This is a genomic window from Nocardiopsis sp. NPDC006198 (assembly GCF_040613895.1).
GTDB lineage: Bacteria > Actinomycetota > Actinomycetes > Streptosporangiales > Streptosporangiaceae > Nocardiopsis > Nocardiopsis tropica.
The window spans coordinates 1-16,064 of sequence record NZ_JBEXSY010000100.1 but is presented as its reverse complement, the minus strand read 5'-3'; the positions used below and the strand labels follow the sequence as shown (position 1 = coordinate 16,064).

The window sequence follows — 16,064 nt, the reverse complement described above, 5'->3', positions numbered from 1 at the left end:
TGGGGGTCTCGGCTCCCGCCTCCCTCCCTTGGGGGCCGCGGGGCGCCCCCCGCACCCCCCGGCGGGGGGGCCGCCGGCGTTCGCGGGGCGGGGGCGCCGCGGGCGCGAGGCGGGGGCGCCGCAGGCGCGCTCCCCGTCCCCGACAGTCACCCCCGTGGGCGATGCTGGAGTCATGACCGACCCTGACCAGCCGCGCATCCCCGAGCCCGACGTCGAACACCTGGCCGCCACGCTCCGCCGGCGCCGCGAGGAGCTCGCCCACGCCTCCGGCGTCCGGATCGGACGCGGGGACGTGGTGCACAAGCTCGCCACGCACATGTGGGCCGGTGTGGCCGTGCCCGCCATCGCCTGCCACGCGGCCGTCGACCCCCTCCGGCTGACCGCCTCTTCCGGGCCCGTCACGTGCCGCCGCTGCCTGGGGCGCGGCCGCGGCGAACGCGACCGCCAGACCCCGGGCCAGACCGTCCTGGACCTCTGACCCGCGCAGGCGGGAGGGCGTGGGCGGAGGGCCCCGTCGGGGCAATGGGCCGCCCCGTTCCCTGGTCGACAGCCCGGCACCTCACCCCCCACCGCATGGGTGGAAGGCATGCACACCGTCCTGCGGACGGTCCCGGCCTGATGCCGCGCATCCCGATCACGCTCCCCGGTCCCCGCAGACAGGCGGTCGACGACACCACGGCGCCGACCTGAGGACGAGAGCGCGCCCCCGGGGAGCCGCGACAGGATCGAACGCCTGGGCGGCACCGAACAGCCCAGCCCACCCGACACGGTTGAACACCCCGCCGGAACGGCCCCACAAGAGCTCTCCGACGCTGCGGAGAACCCCCACGACCACCTCTCCCACGTGTACCGGGGAAAGACCGGACATGCCCGATCGGCCACGGCTGTTCGTCCGCCGGATCGAGCCTTGTAGCGCTCTTCCACCCCGGGCACGATGAGCGTGTTCCGGGGGTATTGAGCAGCGGAGTCGAATTCTGTGGATGAAATACAAGAGACCGGCGCGGTCACGACACTCGTCTCCCGTCTCATGGCGTACGCGCGCTCCGTTCCCGACAAGGAGGCCGCCGGCTTCGTCGCCGACCCGATGGACGGGGAGGCTCGGTTCCTCACCTACTCAGCTCTGGACCGCGAGTCCCGCCGGGTCGCCGGCCTCCTGCAGCGCGACCTCTCCGTCGGGGACCGCGCACTCCTGCTGTACACCCCCGGTGCGGCGTTCTTCCCCGCGTTCGTCGGATGCCTCTACGCCGGGGTCGTCCCTGCGGTCGCCCCGCTACCCGACGGTCAGCGGCACCGCAGCGACCGCCTCCGGGAGATGGTCCACAGTGTCGGGGCGTCCGTCCTTCTGACCGAGGCCTCCGGAGCGGAAGAGGTCGACACCTGGGTCTCCTCGTTCGACGCCCCGCTTCCCGTCGTCGTCACCGACCGCGAAGAACTCCTTCCGGAGGCCGATGCCTGGGCCGACCCCGGTGTCGGCCCGGACGACGTGGCCTTCCTGCAGTTCACGTCGGGCTCGACCAGCGCGCCCCGCGGTGTCGTGGTGCGCCATCACAACATCATCGACAACGCCGAGTACATGCGGCGCCTCTCCGGGGCCGGCTCCGAGAGCCGGTTCGGCGGTTGGCTCCCCATGCACCACGACTTCGGCCTGCTGTTCCTGTTCCTGTTCCCCCTCTGCTTCGGCGCCCGCACGCTCCACATGTCGGCCTCGGCCTTCCTGCGTCGACCGCATTCCTGGTTCCGCCTGATCGACCGCTTCGGCCTCGACTTCTCACCGTCGCCCAACTTCGGCCTCGACTACTGCGTCCGCCGCATCACCGACGAGCAGACCGAGGGAATCGATCTCTCCGGGTGGCGATCGGCCTTCACCGGCGCCGAACCCGTGCGCGCCCCGACGCTGCGCCGGTTCGGAGAGCGGTTCGGCCCCATCGGGTTCCGCCCCGAGACGTTCGCGCCCGGGTACGGACTCGCCGAGGCGACGCTCGTGGCTACATGCGACACCCGTGACCTGCCTCCGAGCGTCGCCCGGGTCGACCCCGAACGCCTGGAGAAGGGCGAGTTCCACCCGGTTCCCGCGGAGGAGCCCGGCCGGGAGATCGTCTGCTGCGGCGACGTGGAGGCGGGGGGCGAGGACATGCGGTTGAGAATCGTCGACCCCGGGAGCCGGCGTGTGCTGCCACAGGGAACGGTGGGCGAGGTCTGGCTCCGCGGGGCCAGTGTGGCCCACGGGTACTGGAACCGCCCCGACTCCAGCGACGTGACCTTCCGGGCCGCCACCACCGACGGAGAGGAGGGGTTCCTGCGCACCGGCGACCTGGCCGCCGTGCACGAGGGAAAGCTCTACATCACGGGCCGGATCAAGGAAGTCATCATCTACAACGGCCGCAACCTGTACCCGCACGACCTGGAGGCGATGGCCCGCTCGGCCGACCCCCTCCTGGAGAACGGGTACGGGGCCGCCTTCACGGTGCTCGGGTCGGAGGACAAAGAAGAGGTCGTCGTCGTCCACGAAGCACGACCCCGTGGCGCCGACACCGAGCGTCTGGAGGCGGCACTCACGCGCATCCAGCAGTTCGCCTCCCGCGAGTTCGGCATGGTGCTCGGGGGCACCGTGCTCGTCCGCCCCGGAGGGGTGAAGCGGACCACCAGCGGCAAGATCCAACGGCTGGAAATGCGGTCGGACTTCCTCCGCGGGGCCCTCCAACCCCTGGCCGCGCGGATCCACCCGACGCTGGGCGGACTCGTCCCGGACGTCTACCACGGTTCCCGGAGGAGCGCGGGATGAGCGAGACCGCACAGTTCCCCCCGCCCAGCGGCACGGGAGCGGCCGGCCCTCCCATGGCGGTCGCGGACATGGCGGACCACCTGAACCGCTCCGAGGCCTTCACCTCGGCGTTCAACGCACGCCTGGACGAGGCGGAGGAGTTCCCGCGGGAGGCCTGTCTCGAACTGGACCGTATCGGTGTCCCCCACTACTACGTGCCCCGGGACCTCGGCGGGCGCCTGGACGACTACACCGACCTGGTCGAGGTGATCCGAACCGTCTCCCGCAAGGACCTGACGGTGGCGATCGCCCACGTCAAGACGTTCCTGGGCGGTGCTCCCAGCTGGCTCGCGGCCGAGGAGTCCGGCGACGGACGGAGCGCGGCACAGGCCCGTCGGCTCGCCGACCGGATCACCGGCGGAGCGGCGGTCTCCTGGGGACTCACCGAGCCGGGGCGCGGCAGCGACCTGCTGGCCGGGCAGCTGACAGCCGAACCGGTATCCGACGGATACCGCCTGGACGGCCGCAAGTGGCCGGTCAACAACGCCACCCGCAGCGACCTCCTGTGCCTGCTGGCCCGTACCGGACCCCGGAAGGGGCCCCGGGACTTCACGCTCCTCATGGCCGACAAGAACGCACTGGCGCCCGGCAGCTACTCCCACCTCCCCAAGGCCCGCACCGTGGGCATCCGCGGCGCGGACATCAGCGGGATCGTCTTCGACGGCGCGATCGTTCCGGAGGAGAACACGGTCGGCCCCGCCGGTTCCGGGTTCGAACTGGTCCTGAAGGCCTTTCAGCTCACACGGACCATATGCGCGGGCCTCTCCCTCGGCGCCGCGGACCACGCACTCCACTCGACCTGGGACTTCGTCGGGCACCGAAGGTTGTACGGAAGGTTCCTGGCCGAACTGCCCCACGTCCGCACCACGCTCGGAGCGCAGTACGCGGCCTGCCATGCGGCCGAAGCCCTGACTTCGGCCGCCGCACGCGCGGTGCGCTCCCTCCCCGGGGAGATGAGCGTCTACTCGGCCGTGGTCAAGGCCCTGGTCCCCGAGATCGTCGACGAGGTCATCGCCGAGTGCGGTCAGCTCCTCGGCGCACGCGCCTTCCTGCGGGAGGAGCTCGACCACGGGAGCTTCCAGAAACTGGAGAGGGACCACCGGATCGTCGGGATCTTCGACGGGAACCGCTATGTCAATCGCCAGGCCCTGATCCGCCAGTTCCCGCGTCTGGTCGCATGCTGGAACCGGGGCGACCGGCTGGAGGCCGGGGTCCGCGCCGCGACAGGGGCGGACGAGCAGCCGCCGGGGGGCGGCAGACTCCAGTTGGTGTCGCGCACCGGCTGCAGCCTGGTGCAGGCCCTGCCCGGCGCGGTGGAGGGGTTGCGGGCGTCCGGGGCGTCGACGCCCGCGATCCGGTCGGCCGAGCGCGTCCTCGACCGGTGCGAGCGCCTGCACCAACGCTTGGCCCGATACGACACTCGTGCCACCAGGATCGAAGCCGAACTGTTCGACGCGGCTCGGTCCTACGAACTCTGTGTCGCGGCCTCGGCCGTGATCCACATGTTTCTCACCGGGGCCGACCGGCGGCACACGGACACGGAGTTCGGGGAGCTGCGGCTCCAGGCGGCACTGTTGTGGATCCTCTCGCGACTGGACGGACACGCCGATGACGAGGCGGACCGCGTGTACGGCGCCGTCGCCGACTCGCTGGAGGCCCGCCTCGCCGAGAGGGACCGCCTGCCCAGCCTGCTGGACAACGGTGAGGAGCACCGCCGATGAGCTCACGACCGCGAGGCGGAGGGGCCGACGCTCTGGAGCGCCGCCTCGGAGATCCTACGGACCCCGACAACCCGCTGGGGTTCCAACCGGTCCTGGAGGCCGACGAGGCCGAGGAGATGTTCCCGGCCGGGGAACGCGCGTTGGCGGACTTCGGCCTGAACGCGGAGTTCGTCCCCGCCGAGTACGGGGGCCGGCTGATGGGCCTGGACAGGTTCGTCACCGTGATGCGGGCCGTGTTCCGCCGCGACCCGTCCCTGGGGCTCGGCTACGGGTTCAGCTCGTTCATCGCCGGCGTCAACATCTGGCTCGCCGGGGACGGGGAACAGCGCCGAACCGCGGCGTCCCTGCTGCTCGGCGGCCATCGGATCGCCTCCGCCTACCACGAGCTCCCCCACGGCAACGACTTCGCGAGCACCGAGTGCGCCGCGACACGGGACCCCTCCGGCCGGCTCAGGCTTTCCGGCCGCAAAGAGGTCGTCACCAACATCCGGCGGGCGCGAGCCCTCGTGGTACTGGCCCGGACCTCCGAGCGCCCCGGAAGCCGCAGCCATTCACAGCTCCTGGTGGACAAGGCCGTGCTCCCCCCGGGTTCGATCGCCGACCTGCGACGGAGGCCCGGCGTGGGGATGCGGGGCGTGCAGCTCGGCGGCCTGGAGTTCCGCGACTGCCCCGTCCCCGACGCGGCCGTCCTGGGGGTCGAGGGCCACGGCATCGAAACCGCGCTGCGCTCGTTCCAGCTCACCAGAACGGCGCTGCCGGGGATGCTCTGCGGGGTGCTCGACTCCGGCCTGCGGCTGACGCAGACGCTCGCGGTGGAGCGCATGCTGTACGGCGAGCCGGTCTCAGCGCTGCCGGTGGTACGAGCCCAACTGGCCGACGCCTTCGTCGATCTGCTGATCAGCGACTGCTGCGCGACCGTGGCCGCACGGGGCGCGCACCTCCTGCCGGAACAGGCGAGCGTTCACTCCTCTGCCGTCAAGTACCAGGTCTCGGGTCACCTCCTGGAGGCGATGAACAGCCTGTCCGCCGTGCTCGGGGCGAGCTTCTATCTGCGGGACGGACGCTTCGGAGCGTTCCAGAAGCTGCTGCGCGACCTCAAACCGGCTGGTTTCGGGCACGCGGCCCGCGTCGCCTGCCTCGTGACGATGCTGCCCCAGCTGCCCGTGCTCGCCCGTCGCGGGTGGGCGGAGGGCCCCGCGGCTCCCCCGGAGGTCTTCCGCCCGGGCGTCGAACTGGGCCGCCTGCCCTTCGAGCGGCTGCGCCTCTCCGGGAAGGGCAGGGACAGCCTGCTGACGGCCCTGGCAACCGGAATCGACCAGGCCGCGGACGGAGGCACGGCAGAGGGTTCGGACGCGGACGACCTGCGCATGCTGATGGCACAGCTGCGCGAGGAGACCGAGGACCTGCGCAAAGCCTGTGCCGAGCTGCGCGCGGCGGACATCGGGGTGGACGCCCCGCCGGCGGTACTACGCCTTCCCGCCCGCTACGCGGCGCTGCTGGCCGCATCGGCCTGCCTCAACGTCTGGCGGGAGGCCGGTGTACGGCAGGACCCCTCCCTCCAGGATCCCGCCTGGCTGGTTGCCGCACTGAACCGCCTGGTCACGCGCATGGGACGACCCGGAGTCCAGGGCCTCGGCCCGCTGCGCGAGCACCTGTACTCCCAACTCGCCGAGCGGCACGCGGCCGCCGAGTCCTTCGACCTGTACCGGCGCAGGCTGCCCGGCTGACGCCTGCCCGCCCCAAGGAGTGATCCGATGTCCGAGAGCCGAGTCGAGACCACCGCCGAAGATCTGACCCGGTGGCTGACCCAGCAGATGGCCACCCACTTGCAGCGCGATCCCGGAGAGATCGACATCGACACCCTGTTCGCCGACTACGGACTGGATTCCGTCTACGCCCTGACCTTCTGCGCCGACATCGAGGACCACCTGGGGGTCACCGTCTCCGACACCGTCCTGTGGGACCACCCAACCATCCGCGAGCTGGTCGAACACCTCATGGCGACCACCGTCGGCACCCAGGGGCCGGCAGCGCGATGACCGCGATCGAAGCAGTGTCCACGTATCTGCCCCCCGGGGTCGTGGCGATCGACGACATCGGGGAGAGGATCGGCCAGACCCCCCGCCAACTGCGCCTGTACAAGCGGTTCCACGGCCTGTCCGAGGTGCGCCGCGCCCCGGACCGGACGCTCGCCGAACTCCTGTCCGCGGCAGCGGGCAAGATGACCGCCCTGAGGGGCCGGGAGCACCAGGTGCGTTACCTCGTGCACGCCCGAACCCTGCAGACGGTCGCCCCCTATCCGGCCAACCCCCTGCACGAGGCACGCCGCCTGCTCAAACTGGAGCACGCCGAGGCGTTCACCGTCACCGAGCACGCTTGTGCGAGCGGGCTGCTCGCGGTAGACCTGGTCGGCCGACTGCTCCGGGCGGAGGAGAACCCCGAGGCCCTCGGGCTGGTGTTCACGGGGGAGAAGACCTTCACCCGGCTCGCGCAGTTCATCCCAGACACGACCTACATGGGCGAGGGCACGGCCGCCGTCCTCCTCCGGACCGGCGACACAGGCAGCGATACGCTCCGCAGCTACGTCTCCCGTACCCGTGGCGAGTTCTCCGCCGGCCTGTGGATGGAACCGGAGTTCGCGAGCCGTTTCCAGGAGGTCTACGAGGAGACGCTGGCCGAGGTGATCGCGCGTGCGCTGACCGAGGCCGGCATCACGCAGGCGGAGCTGCGGCTCATCCTCCCGCACAACGTCAACCGCCATTCGTGGCGGCGGCTGGGGAAGCGCATCGGCTATCCGGCCGAGCGCATGTTCCTGGAGAACGTTCCCGTGACGGGGCACTGCTTCTGCGCGGATTCCTTCATCAACTACCGGTCGGCCGTCGACCGCGGACTGCTCCATCCCGGCGACCACTACCTGATGGCCGCGGTGGGTCTGGGCGCCACGTTCTCCGCCATGGTCTTCCAGCACTGAAAGGACACGATCGCCAACCATGACCGAGTTCACGAAGCGGTTGAAGCGGGCGCTCACCGACGAACCCGACCCCGTCCTCGTCCTCCTCGGCAATATCGAGGTGGAGGAGCAGTGGGCGAAGGGGGTGGTCGGCCTTCCCACCATCTCCTCTGACACCGCCAGGGCCGTGACCCACCGCATGGACGAGTTCGCGCTGCTGCTCGGCGGACCGTCCGACCACGTACTGCTGAAGACCGCGCCCGACCCCGACTTCCACGCCTACCTCCAGGACTACGGGCTGTCCCTGCCCCAGGCGCACGCCGTGAGCGTCCAGCAGGCCGGACGCACCGTGACCGAGGACGTCCTGGAAGACCCGGCGACCCTGGGGATGTTGACCGAACTCGGCCGCGCGGGAGCCTACCTGGCCCCCCACGGCATGTCCGAGCTGGAGCAGCGGCTCGCGGAGCAGTGCGGACTCGGTCTGGCCACGAGCCCCGCCGAACTCTGCAAGAGGGTCAACAGCAAGATCTTCAGTCGCAGGCTGGCCGACCGCCTGGGCCTGCGCCAACCCGCGGGCATGTGCTGCGAGACGCCCGAGGACCTCGCCGACGCCGTGCAGTTCGCGGAAGACCACTTGTCACAGGGACGGAAGGTGGTCGTGAAGGACGCCTACGGGGTGTCCGGCAAGGGCGTGATGGTCGTGGGCGACGAGCGCCGCCTCGCCTGGCTCAAGCGTACGGCGGAGCGCGCCGACCGCCGCGGCGGCAGGTTGGGGCTGGTTGTGGAGGAGTGGATCCCCAAGGCCAAGGACCTGAACTACCAGGTGCTCATCGCCAAGGACGGGACCGTGGAGTTCGACTTCGTCAAGGAGGCGCTCACCGCGGACGGCGTCCACAAGGGGCACCGGATACCGGCCGGGCTCTCCGCCGAGCACGAGGACGCGATCCACCGGGCCGGCCTGGCCATCGGCAGGGCACTCGCCGCGGAGGGTTACAAGGGCGTGGCCGGGATCGACGCGCTCGTCGGAGCCGACGGACACGTATACCCGGTCATCGAGATCAACGCGCGCTACAACATGTCGACCTACCAGGCCGTACTGCAGGAGACGTTCATGTGGGAGGGCTCGAGCGCCGAAGCCCGGCAGTATCCGCTGCGCCTGCACGCCCGGCTGCCGTTCGCCCTGCTGCGCAAGGAGATCGAACACCTTCTGGTCAAGGGCCCGGGGGACACCGGGGTCGTCATCAACAACTTCGCCACGGTCAACGCCGTCGGCGGGCCGACGCAGGGCAAACGGTATTTCGACGGTCGGCTGTACGCCTTCCTGGTCGGGCCGGACGAGGAGAGCATCGCCTCCCTCGACGGTCGACTGGGCAGCGTCCTGTCGGTGCTGGAGGAAGGAGAGGTGAGTCGCGCATGACCGGACGGCACCGGATCCAGGGGATCCCCGTCACCGATATCGCCGAACAGTTCGGAACCCCCCTCTACGTCTACGACGGCGAGGAGCTCGAACACGGCTACGAGCGGATACGCAGTCGGCTGCACCCGTCCGTCGACATCCTCTACTCCCTCAAGGCCAACCCCAACCTGTCGGTCTGCTCGCTGCTCGGAGGCCTGGGCGCCGGGGCCGAGGTGTCCTCTGCCGCCGAGCTCGCGGTGGCACGGGCCGCCGGGGTGTCCCCCGCCGACACGATCTTCCTCGGCCCGGGAAAGAGCGAGGAGGAGGTGGCGGCGGCGCTGACCGCCGGGATCCACTCGCTTATCTGCGAGTCCTACGGCGAACTCGACCTGATCAACAAGATCGCCGGAGAGATGGGGATCACCGCGCCGGTGGCACTGCGGGTCAACCCGCAGTCGGCCGCCAAGGGGGCCGGGCTCAGGATGGGCGGGAAGCCGCGCCAGTTCGGCATCGACGAGGGCATCCTCATGGCCGATCCCGGCCTCGCCGCGCGTTTCCCGTCCGTACGGCTGATGGGGGTGCACGCCTACCTCGGTACGAGGATCCTGTCGTCGGACGTGGTCGTCGAGAACACCGCGCAGATCCTGGACATGGCACAGCGTCTGGCCGACAGGCTGCAGTTTCCACTGGAGACGGTGGACTTCGGCGGCGGCCTGGGCGTGGCCTACTTCCAGGGTGAGGAGGACCTGGTCGTCGACGCCCTGACCGGGCAGCTCAACCCGATCGTCGAGGCATTCCGCGCCCGGCACCCGCGGACCCGCGTCCTCATGGAGCTGGGTCGGTTCCTCACCGCCACCGCGGGGCTCTACGTGACGCGCGTGCGCTACGTCAAGGAGTCCATGGGACAGCACTTCGCGGTCACCGACGGCGGGACCAACCACCACATGGCCGCCGTCGGCATCGGCTCCTTCGCCAAGAGGAACTTCCCCATGAGCATCCTCAACCGTGCGCAGGAGCCCACCGAGCAGCTGTGGCAGGTGACCGGCCCGCTGTGCACACCCAACGACACCCTCGGGAAGAACGTCGCGCTGTCCGAGGTCCGTGTGGGGGACCTGATCGGAGTGCACCGCTCCGGCGCGTACGGGCCCACCGCATCCCCCACGCGGTTCCTCAGCCACGGATACCCGGCCGAGGTCCTGGTCCACAGGGGCACGCCCCTCCTCGTTCACGAGCGGGAGAGCGTCTCCGACATCCTGAGCCGCCAGCCCGTGCACCACGAGTTGGCCACCACGAGAACAAACGGAGGTTGAGGACATGGAATCATCCGGCGCCGAGATCGCACAGGCGACGCACGACGAGGAACTCATCAAGCGCATCGCCGGGATCCTGGCGGGGTTCACCACGGAGTCCGACGTGGAGATCACCGCCTCGACGGGGCTGTTCGACGACCTCGGGCTCGACTCGACGAACATCCTGGAGATGCTGGTCGAGATCGAGGCCGAGATGGGGCTCGAATTCGACACGGAAGAGCTCGAACACGGGCACTTCGAGACGGTGGCGAGCCTGGCGGGGTTCATCTCCGCGCTGCAGGCGGAATAGCCGGGACATGGTCACCGCACAGAAGTCCACCGGGGAGCACGGAACCCTCGTGAGGGCACGTCGTCTACCCGTGCGCCTGCTCGGGAGCTTCCGCCGGTCGACGTCTACGGCCTCGGTCCCGGCGGTCGCGGCCGCGCAGCACCAGGCCGCGATCGACGAGTACCTGGGGGACATGGCCTCCTCCTACGGGAGCGCCTACCGGAGCACACCGGCCACGGCCCCCTCCCGAACCGTGTACAACCGACTCGCTCACGGCCTCCTCGCGGAGGCCCGGGCACAGGGGGAGCGCATCGACCGGATCGTCCTCGCCCACTCCCTGCCGGACAGTCAGCCCGGCTACTCGGTGTGCGCCTCGCTGGTGCACGCCTCCGACGGCCCCACCACGGCCTTCTCCGTGTCCGACCAGCGGGCGGCGACACCCTTCACCGCTCTGCGCATCGCCGCCGAATACCTGCACGGCGATCCCGACGGTCGGGCCCTGGTGCTCGCGCTGGACCAGGGCGAGCTGCCATGGGAGGTCCCCGGGGGGACGCCGGTGCCCGACCACGAGGTCGGGATCGGCCTGCTCCTCGGTGAAGGCGCCCCGTCCGGGGACATGCTGCACTGGCGTGCCACCGGGCTCGACGCCGCCGACGCGGCCCGGGCGGTCGCGGACGTCCACACCGATGTGCGGCGCGCGTTCTCCGGGCCGGTCACCTTCGTCCTCGGCGGAGGCGTTCCCCCGGTCCACGTGCACGATCCGGACACCGAGATCCGGCGCGGTCCCGTCGGCCTCGTCTGCACGTCGGTGTGGACCGGACTGCACGACCTGCGTCTCACCTCGCCGGGGCGGGCCGTGGTCGTCGTGGAGTACGACCCGCCCCTCGGCTACTTCTGTGCGGCGGCCACGAACCTGGAGGACCGATGACGGCCACGAGTGCCGCACACCGTGCAGGGCCCCAGGGGCACGGGGCGTGGTGGGAACCCGCACGCCTCGGCGAACCGGCCGAGGCCTGGGCTGCGCTGACCGGCGCGGAGCCCGCCCCTCCGGTCTTCGGCGCCTCCGGGTTCGCCCTGGCCCGCGCAGCCGCGGGCCCGACCCTGTCGGCGTCCACCGCCGTGGTCGGGGAGATCACAGTGGCAGGCCACCGGTGGTCCCTGCTGGCGTCGACCGGAACACCGGAGAATCCGGCCACGCCGGAATGGCGGGCCGCCGTCGCCTCGATTCGCCTGGGCCTGTCGCTGTGGTTGCGCCGGCAGGTCGTGGGCCGGCTACGCAAGCGGACCGTCGAGGGGACGGCCCTCATCCACCGACAACTCGTCCGCGCCGATCTGGCCCACGCCGCCACCGAGCAGGCCATGGCCGAGAGCCTGCTGGACAGCGTCGCGTCACAACCGGGCGCCGCCGCTGCGCTGAGCCGAGCCAGTCGCCGCCTCACCACAGCCGACAGAACGGTCCTGCGCCTGTACGGCGCCTCCGGGTTCCTGTCCGACGGCCCCGGCCAGGTGGCGTACCTGTCGGAGCTGATGGCGGACGCCTACCTCGAGTCCGCGACCGACGACCGGAGAGGAGAGCCCGATGATCGAGTTGGATGACCGGCTGCGCGTGCTCCAGCGAGCCGCACGCGAGTGGGGCGACGAGTTGGAGGAACTCGGGGCGGAACTGGACCACGACCCCGACGGAGTCGACCGGTTCACAGACGTGTCGGCCTTCCGGTACGTCTCCCGCATGATGATCCCCCCGGAGTACCAGGACTCGGCCCTGCGCCTGTCCGGACACTCCTTCCACGGGGACCGGGCGCTGGAGAGGGTCGTCGCGGTCGAGGCCCTGGGCCGCGGGGACGCGGGGGCGTTCCTCGCCGCACCAGGCCCCTCGCTCTCGGGCGGCCTGGTCGCCCTACTGGGGGACACCGCACAACAGAAGTGGTTCTTCGAGCACTTCTCCGACGAGCCGGTGTGGACGTTTCTCGGGCTCACCGAACCGGACCACGGTTCGGACGCGTCGGCCATGGCCACGACGCTGACGCCGGATCCCGGCGGCGACCGTGCGACGCTCACCGGGGAGAAACGCTACGTCGGCAACGCCTCACGCGCACGGCTGGGCACGGTGTTCGCCCGTACCGGTCCCGGCCCCCTGGGCGTCTCGGCGGTGATGGTGCGGACCGGGATCCCCGGATTCCACGCCTCACCGCTGCCCACCATCGGCCTGCGCGGCGCCCGTATCTGCGCGGTGCGTTTCGACGGGGTAGCGGTGCCCGGAGACCAGGTCCTGGGGCGCCACCTGCGCGCCTCCTCCCGCGGCATGCACGCGGCCGTCCGGATGTTCAACCAGTTCCGCCCGGGTGTGGCCGCACTCGCGCTCGGTATCGCCCAAGCCGCGCACGACTACCTCTCACAGCACCGGTCCGACCTGGGACCGGGAGGAGGGCACGCGCTGGCGGACATGGAGGACCGTCTGGTGGACACTCGCCAGCTCGTGTGGAGGGCCGCGGCCGATGTCGACCACGACCCCGCCCGGGGGCACCTGGCGTCCGCCGCCAAGGCGAGCGCGGCCCGCCTCGCGGAGGAGACCACGCTCCGTGCCCTGGAACTCCTCGGTCCGGGGGCGAGGTTCTCCCATCCGCGACCGGAGAAACTGGCCCGGGACGCCCGAGGAGTGGAGTTCATGGAGGGAACGACTCACGTCCAGCAGCTCAACGTCGCGCAGGGCGTGGTGACCGGGAGGATCGGATGACGCGGGAGTGGCGGGAGGTCCTCCGCTACGCGGGGCCGATGGTGCTGGCGGACGGCATCGGCACCGCGGTCCCCGTCGTGCTGATCGCACTCATCGGGACCATGGGCGACGAGGCGCTCTACGTCCGTTCCCTCTTCATGCCGGTGGTCTTCGCCTTCATCGCCGTCCAGATCAGCGTAGCGGTGACGACACAGGTCGCCGTGGCCCTCGGCGCGGGGCGCCGGTTCGACTCGGCGGTGGCCTCGACACTGTGGCTGGCCCGCTTCGGTCTCGGCGCGACGGCCGTGGTCAGCGGGGCCTTCCTGCTGACGGCTCCGCTCCTGGCGGATCTGCTGTCCGTGCAGCCCGAGGTCCGCGACCAGTTCGTGCGGTTCGTACGGTGGGTGGCGCTCGCACAGCTCACAGGGGTCGGCCCGGTCGTGTTCGCGGCGACGCTCCGGGGGGCGGAGCGCCCCCGTCCGGCCGCCGCCCTGCTCCTGCTGGCCGGCGGCGCGGAGGTGGCCGGGGTCGCGGCTTTGGGACTGCCGGGAGGCGCCGGCTGGGGGTTGTGGTCGGTGCCGGTGGCGATCGCCGGAGCCGGGGCGCTCGGCACCGCGGTCGGGTTCTGGCTCCTTTTCCGCAGCGACCTGTGGAACCGGGGCCGACCGGTCGGCCTGCGCCGGGAAACCGCCCTGCTCCGGCAGGTCGGGCTCCCGGTGGGCAGCGCCCACGCGGTCATCTTCGCCAGCAATTTCGTACTGACCTGGGTGGTCAGTGTGTTCGGAGTGGCGACCGTCGCGGGCTTCGCGGTGGCCTACACCCTCCAGACCATGATCATCGTGCCGGGCATGGCGATCGGGTCCGCGACGGCGATCGTCGTGAACCAGTTCCGCGGCCGGGGGGAGTTCGACCGGCTCGGACATGTGGTGCGGGCCGGGCTCGTCATCACCGGGACGCTGTACGCCCTGGTCGCCGCAGCGTGCTGGCTCGGGCGCGACCGGATCGCGGGGGTGCTCGCACAGGAACCGGCTGCAGCCGCGGAGGCGGCCCGGTACCTGGAGCTGGTGGCTCCCACCTACCTGATCCTCGGAGTGGTGCTGGCCGGGATGTCGGTGCTGGAGCAGACCGGGGCGGGCACCCTCGCCGTCACCCTGAACACCACCTACTTCGTGGCCATCTGCGCGGTCGGCGGCTACCTGGCGCGCGACGCCGGGGAAGCGGCGCCCCTGTACCAGGCCATCGCGGCCGTCAACCTTCTCGGGGCGGTCGTGGTCGCCGCCGTCCTGCGCCACACCCGCCGGCTGGCCCATCCGGGCACCAAGGCCCTTGCCTAGCCGGTCCGCCCCCCTGCACACAGCGGAACGGAACGAGGACAAACCATGGCGGACCTCCGCACGGAGAGGGTCGCGGTCCACGGCTGTCGACCGGCCCTCGCCCCCACCACGGTGGGGCAGCGCAGCATTTGGACCGATATCGAGTACATGATGCCGGACACCTCCTTCTACAACTCGGTCGTCCCCGTGGAACTCGCCCACGGCGTCTCCCTGGACCGGGTGTTCTCGGCATTGCGCGAGCTGTGCGAACGCCACGGCGCCCTGCGCAGCCACTTCTTCAGGGATCCGGGCGGGGACCTGGTCCAGCGGGTCACGGCCGGGGGCGAGGTCACCGTCGAGGTCTGTGAGGCACGGAGCGACCGGGACTCCGACCTGTACGGCCTGGTGAGCGACCTGGAGGCCTCGGTCAGGGGCCACCGCTTCGACCACGGTACGGAGTGGCCGATCAGAGTCGGCGTCGGAGTGCTCGACGGTGCGCCCCTCGTGGTGCTGTTGACCGTCTCGCACATCGCCGCGGACTTCCCCAGCCTCAGGATCCTCGCCGGCGAACTCGCAGCGCTCGTGCAGGGGAGAACCCTGGACCCGCCCCCCGTCCAACCCGTGGAACTCGCGGAGTGGGAGCGCTCGGAGGAGGGGCTGCGTGTCCAGGAGCGCTCCCTGCGGTACTGGCGCAAGCACCTCCGGACCATGACGCCGAGCCTTCTCCCCGAGACAGGGGACGGACCCGACGAGCCGCGCTATCCGACGGTCTGGATGCGTTCCAGGGCGGTGGCGCTGGCGGCCGGGACGCTCGGCGCCCGCTACAGGGTCGGCAGCTCGGCGGTGCTGCTGGCGGCGACCGCGCTCCTGCTGGGACGGGCCACCGGAACCCCCCACGCGACGATGGTGCTCATCGCGGGCAACCGGACGCGCACGATGCTGCGTGACTACGTGGGCAATCTCGCCCAGGACGTCCCGACCGGGATCGACCTCTCCGGGGACGACTTCGCCACGGTCGCGCGGCGCGCGTGGTCCGCCTCGGTGAACGCTTACCGCAACGCCTACTGCGAGCGCGCCGCCACCGCCCGTCTCCGTGAGGAGGCGGAGGAGGAGCGCGGAACTGACCTGGAACTCGCCTACTTCTTCAACGACCTGCGCCCCGCCGGAGGGGACGGCACCGCACCGGTCGCCCCCTCGGCCGACGATGTGAGGACCGCCCTGGCCCACACCCGGACCGGGACCGGCGCCGGGGTCGAGCGGGACAACCTGCTGTTCTTCCTCGACGTCTCGGCGTCCGGGACGGACGAGGTCGAACTGACCCTGAAGGCCGACTCCCTGAGGCTGCGCTCCGACGGGATGAAGGAGTTCCTCATGCGGATCGAGGCCCTGCTGGTCGCCGCGGTCGAGCACGGCCACGACCACGGCACGGAGCAGCTCCTGGAGCTGGTCGGCCCGACCGCCTGATCTGCACGGTCCGCGCCCCCTTCCGCAGCTGGTCGCGGGGGCCCCCCCCCCCCCCGGGGGGGGGGGGGCCCCCCCCCCCCCCCCCCGGCGGGGGCGGGCCCCGGGGCC

Annotated in this window: 14 protein-coding genes; all 14 read left to right on the top strand. The window is 71.2% G+C overall.

Going from position 1 to position 16,064, the window contains the following annotated elements:
• Window positions 1-172 precede the first annotated feature (172 nt).
• The 14 genes from ABZ234_RS32800 to ABZ234_RS32735 all read left to right on the top strand — a co-directional run bounded on the left by ABZ234_RS32800 (window position 173) and on the right by ABZ234_RS32735 (window position 15,956).
• Window positions 173-478: a hypothetical protein gene (locus ABZ234_RS32800; protein WP_352983065.1), complete on the top strand. Its 306-nt coding sequence runs from the start codon at window positions 173-175 to the stop codon at window positions 476-478.
• A gap of 498 nt (window positions 479-976) precedes the next feature.
• A complete protein-coding gene (locus ABZ234_RS32795; protein ID WP_355014635.1) occupies window positions 977-2,782 on the top strand; it encodes a fatty acyl-AMP ligase in 1,806 nt (601 codons plus the stop codon).
• Entirely contained in the window at window positions 2,779-4,542 is a 1,764-nt protein-coding gene (locus ABZ234_RS32790; protein ID WP_355014634.1) for an acyl-CoA dehydrogenase, read from the top strand. The genes ABZ234_RS32795 and ABZ234_RS32790 overlap by 4 nt, the downstream gene beginning before the upstream one ends.
• The gene (locus tag ABZ234_RS32785) at window positions 4,539-6,269 is read left to right on the top strand and encodes an acyl-CoA dehydrogenase family protein (protein WP_355014633.1); all 1,731 of its coding nucleotides are present in this window, start codon (window positions 4,539-4,541) and stop codon (window positions 6,267-6,269) included. Before ABZ234_RS32790 ends, ABZ234_RS32785 begins: the two co-directional genes overlap by 4 nt.
• A gap of 27 nt (window positions 6,270-6,296) precedes the next feature.
• Window positions 6,297-6,581, top strand: a complete 285-nt coding sequence (locus ABZ234_RS32780; protein ID WP_355014632.1) for an acyl carrier protein — start codon at window positions 6,297-6,299, stop codon at window positions 6,579-6,581.
• Window positions 6,578-7,513, top strand: coding sequence for a 3-oxoacyl-[acyl-carrier-protein] synthase III C-terminal domain-containing protein (locus tag ABZ234_RS32775; RefSeq protein WP_355014631.1), 936 nt, complete (start codon window positions 6,578-6,580; stop codon window positions 7,511-7,513). The genes ABZ234_RS32780 and ABZ234_RS32775 overlap by 4 nt, the downstream gene beginning before the upstream one ends.
• Window positions 7,514-7,532: 19 nt before the next feature.
• Window positions 7,533-8,909 (top strand): ATP-grasp domain-containing protein, encoded by a 1,377-nt coding sequence (locus ABZ234_RS32770; RefSeq protein ID WP_355014630.1) that lies wholly within the window; start codon window positions 7,533-7,535, stop codon window positions 8,907-8,909.
• A complete protein-coding gene (locus ABZ234_RS32765) occupies window positions 8,906-10,198 on the top strand; it encodes a type III PLP-dependent enzyme (RefSeq protein WP_355014629.1) in 1,293 nt (430 codons plus the stop codon). The genes ABZ234_RS32770 and ABZ234_RS32765 overlap by 4 nt, the downstream gene beginning before the upstream one ends.
• A 4-nt stretch (window positions 10,199-10,202) precedes the next feature.
• Window positions 10,203-10,487: an acyl carrier protein gene (locus tag ABZ234_RS32760; RefSeq protein WP_355014628.1), complete on the top strand. Its 285-nt coding sequence runs from the start codon at window positions 10,203-10,205 to the stop codon at window positions 10,485-10,487.
• Between the two features lie 7 nt (window positions 10,488-10,494).
• Window positions 10,495-11,394: a hypothetical protein gene (locus ABZ234_RS32755; protein ID WP_355014627.1), complete on the top strand. Its 900-nt coding sequence runs from the start codon at window positions 10,495-10,497 to the stop codon at window positions 11,392-11,394.
• Window positions 11,391-12,062 (top strand): acyl-CoA dehydrogenase family protein, encoded by a 672-nt coding sequence (locus ABZ234_RS32750; RefSeq protein WP_355014626.1) that lies wholly within the window; start codon window positions 11,391-11,393, stop codon window positions 12,060-12,062. The genes ABZ234_RS32755 and ABZ234_RS32750 overlap by 4 nt, the downstream gene beginning before the upstream one ends.
• Window positions 12,046-13,200: an acyl-CoA dehydrogenase family protein gene (locus ABZ234_RS32745; protein ID WP_355014625.1), complete on the top strand. Its 1,155-nt coding sequence runs from the start codon at window positions 12,046-12,048 to the stop codon at window positions 13,198-13,200. Before ABZ234_RS32750 ends, ABZ234_RS32745 begins: the two co-directional genes overlap by 17 nt.
• Window positions 13,197-14,513 carry an MATE family efflux transporter gene (locus ABZ234_RS32740; protein WP_355014624.1) on the top strand — a complete coding sequence of 439 codons (1,317 nt, stop codon included), beginning with the start codon at window positions 13,197-13,199 and terminating at the stop codon, window positions 14,511-14,513. Before ABZ234_RS32745 ends, ABZ234_RS32740 begins: the two co-directional genes overlap by 4 nt.
• Before the next feature lie 45 nt (window positions 14,514-14,558).
• Window positions 14,559-15,956, top strand: a complete 1,398-nt coding sequence (locus ABZ234_RS32735; RefSeq protein ID WP_355014623.1) for a condensation domain-containing protein — start codon at window positions 14,559-14,561, stop codon at window positions 15,954-15,956.
• Window positions 15,957-16,064: the final 108 nt, after the last annotated feature.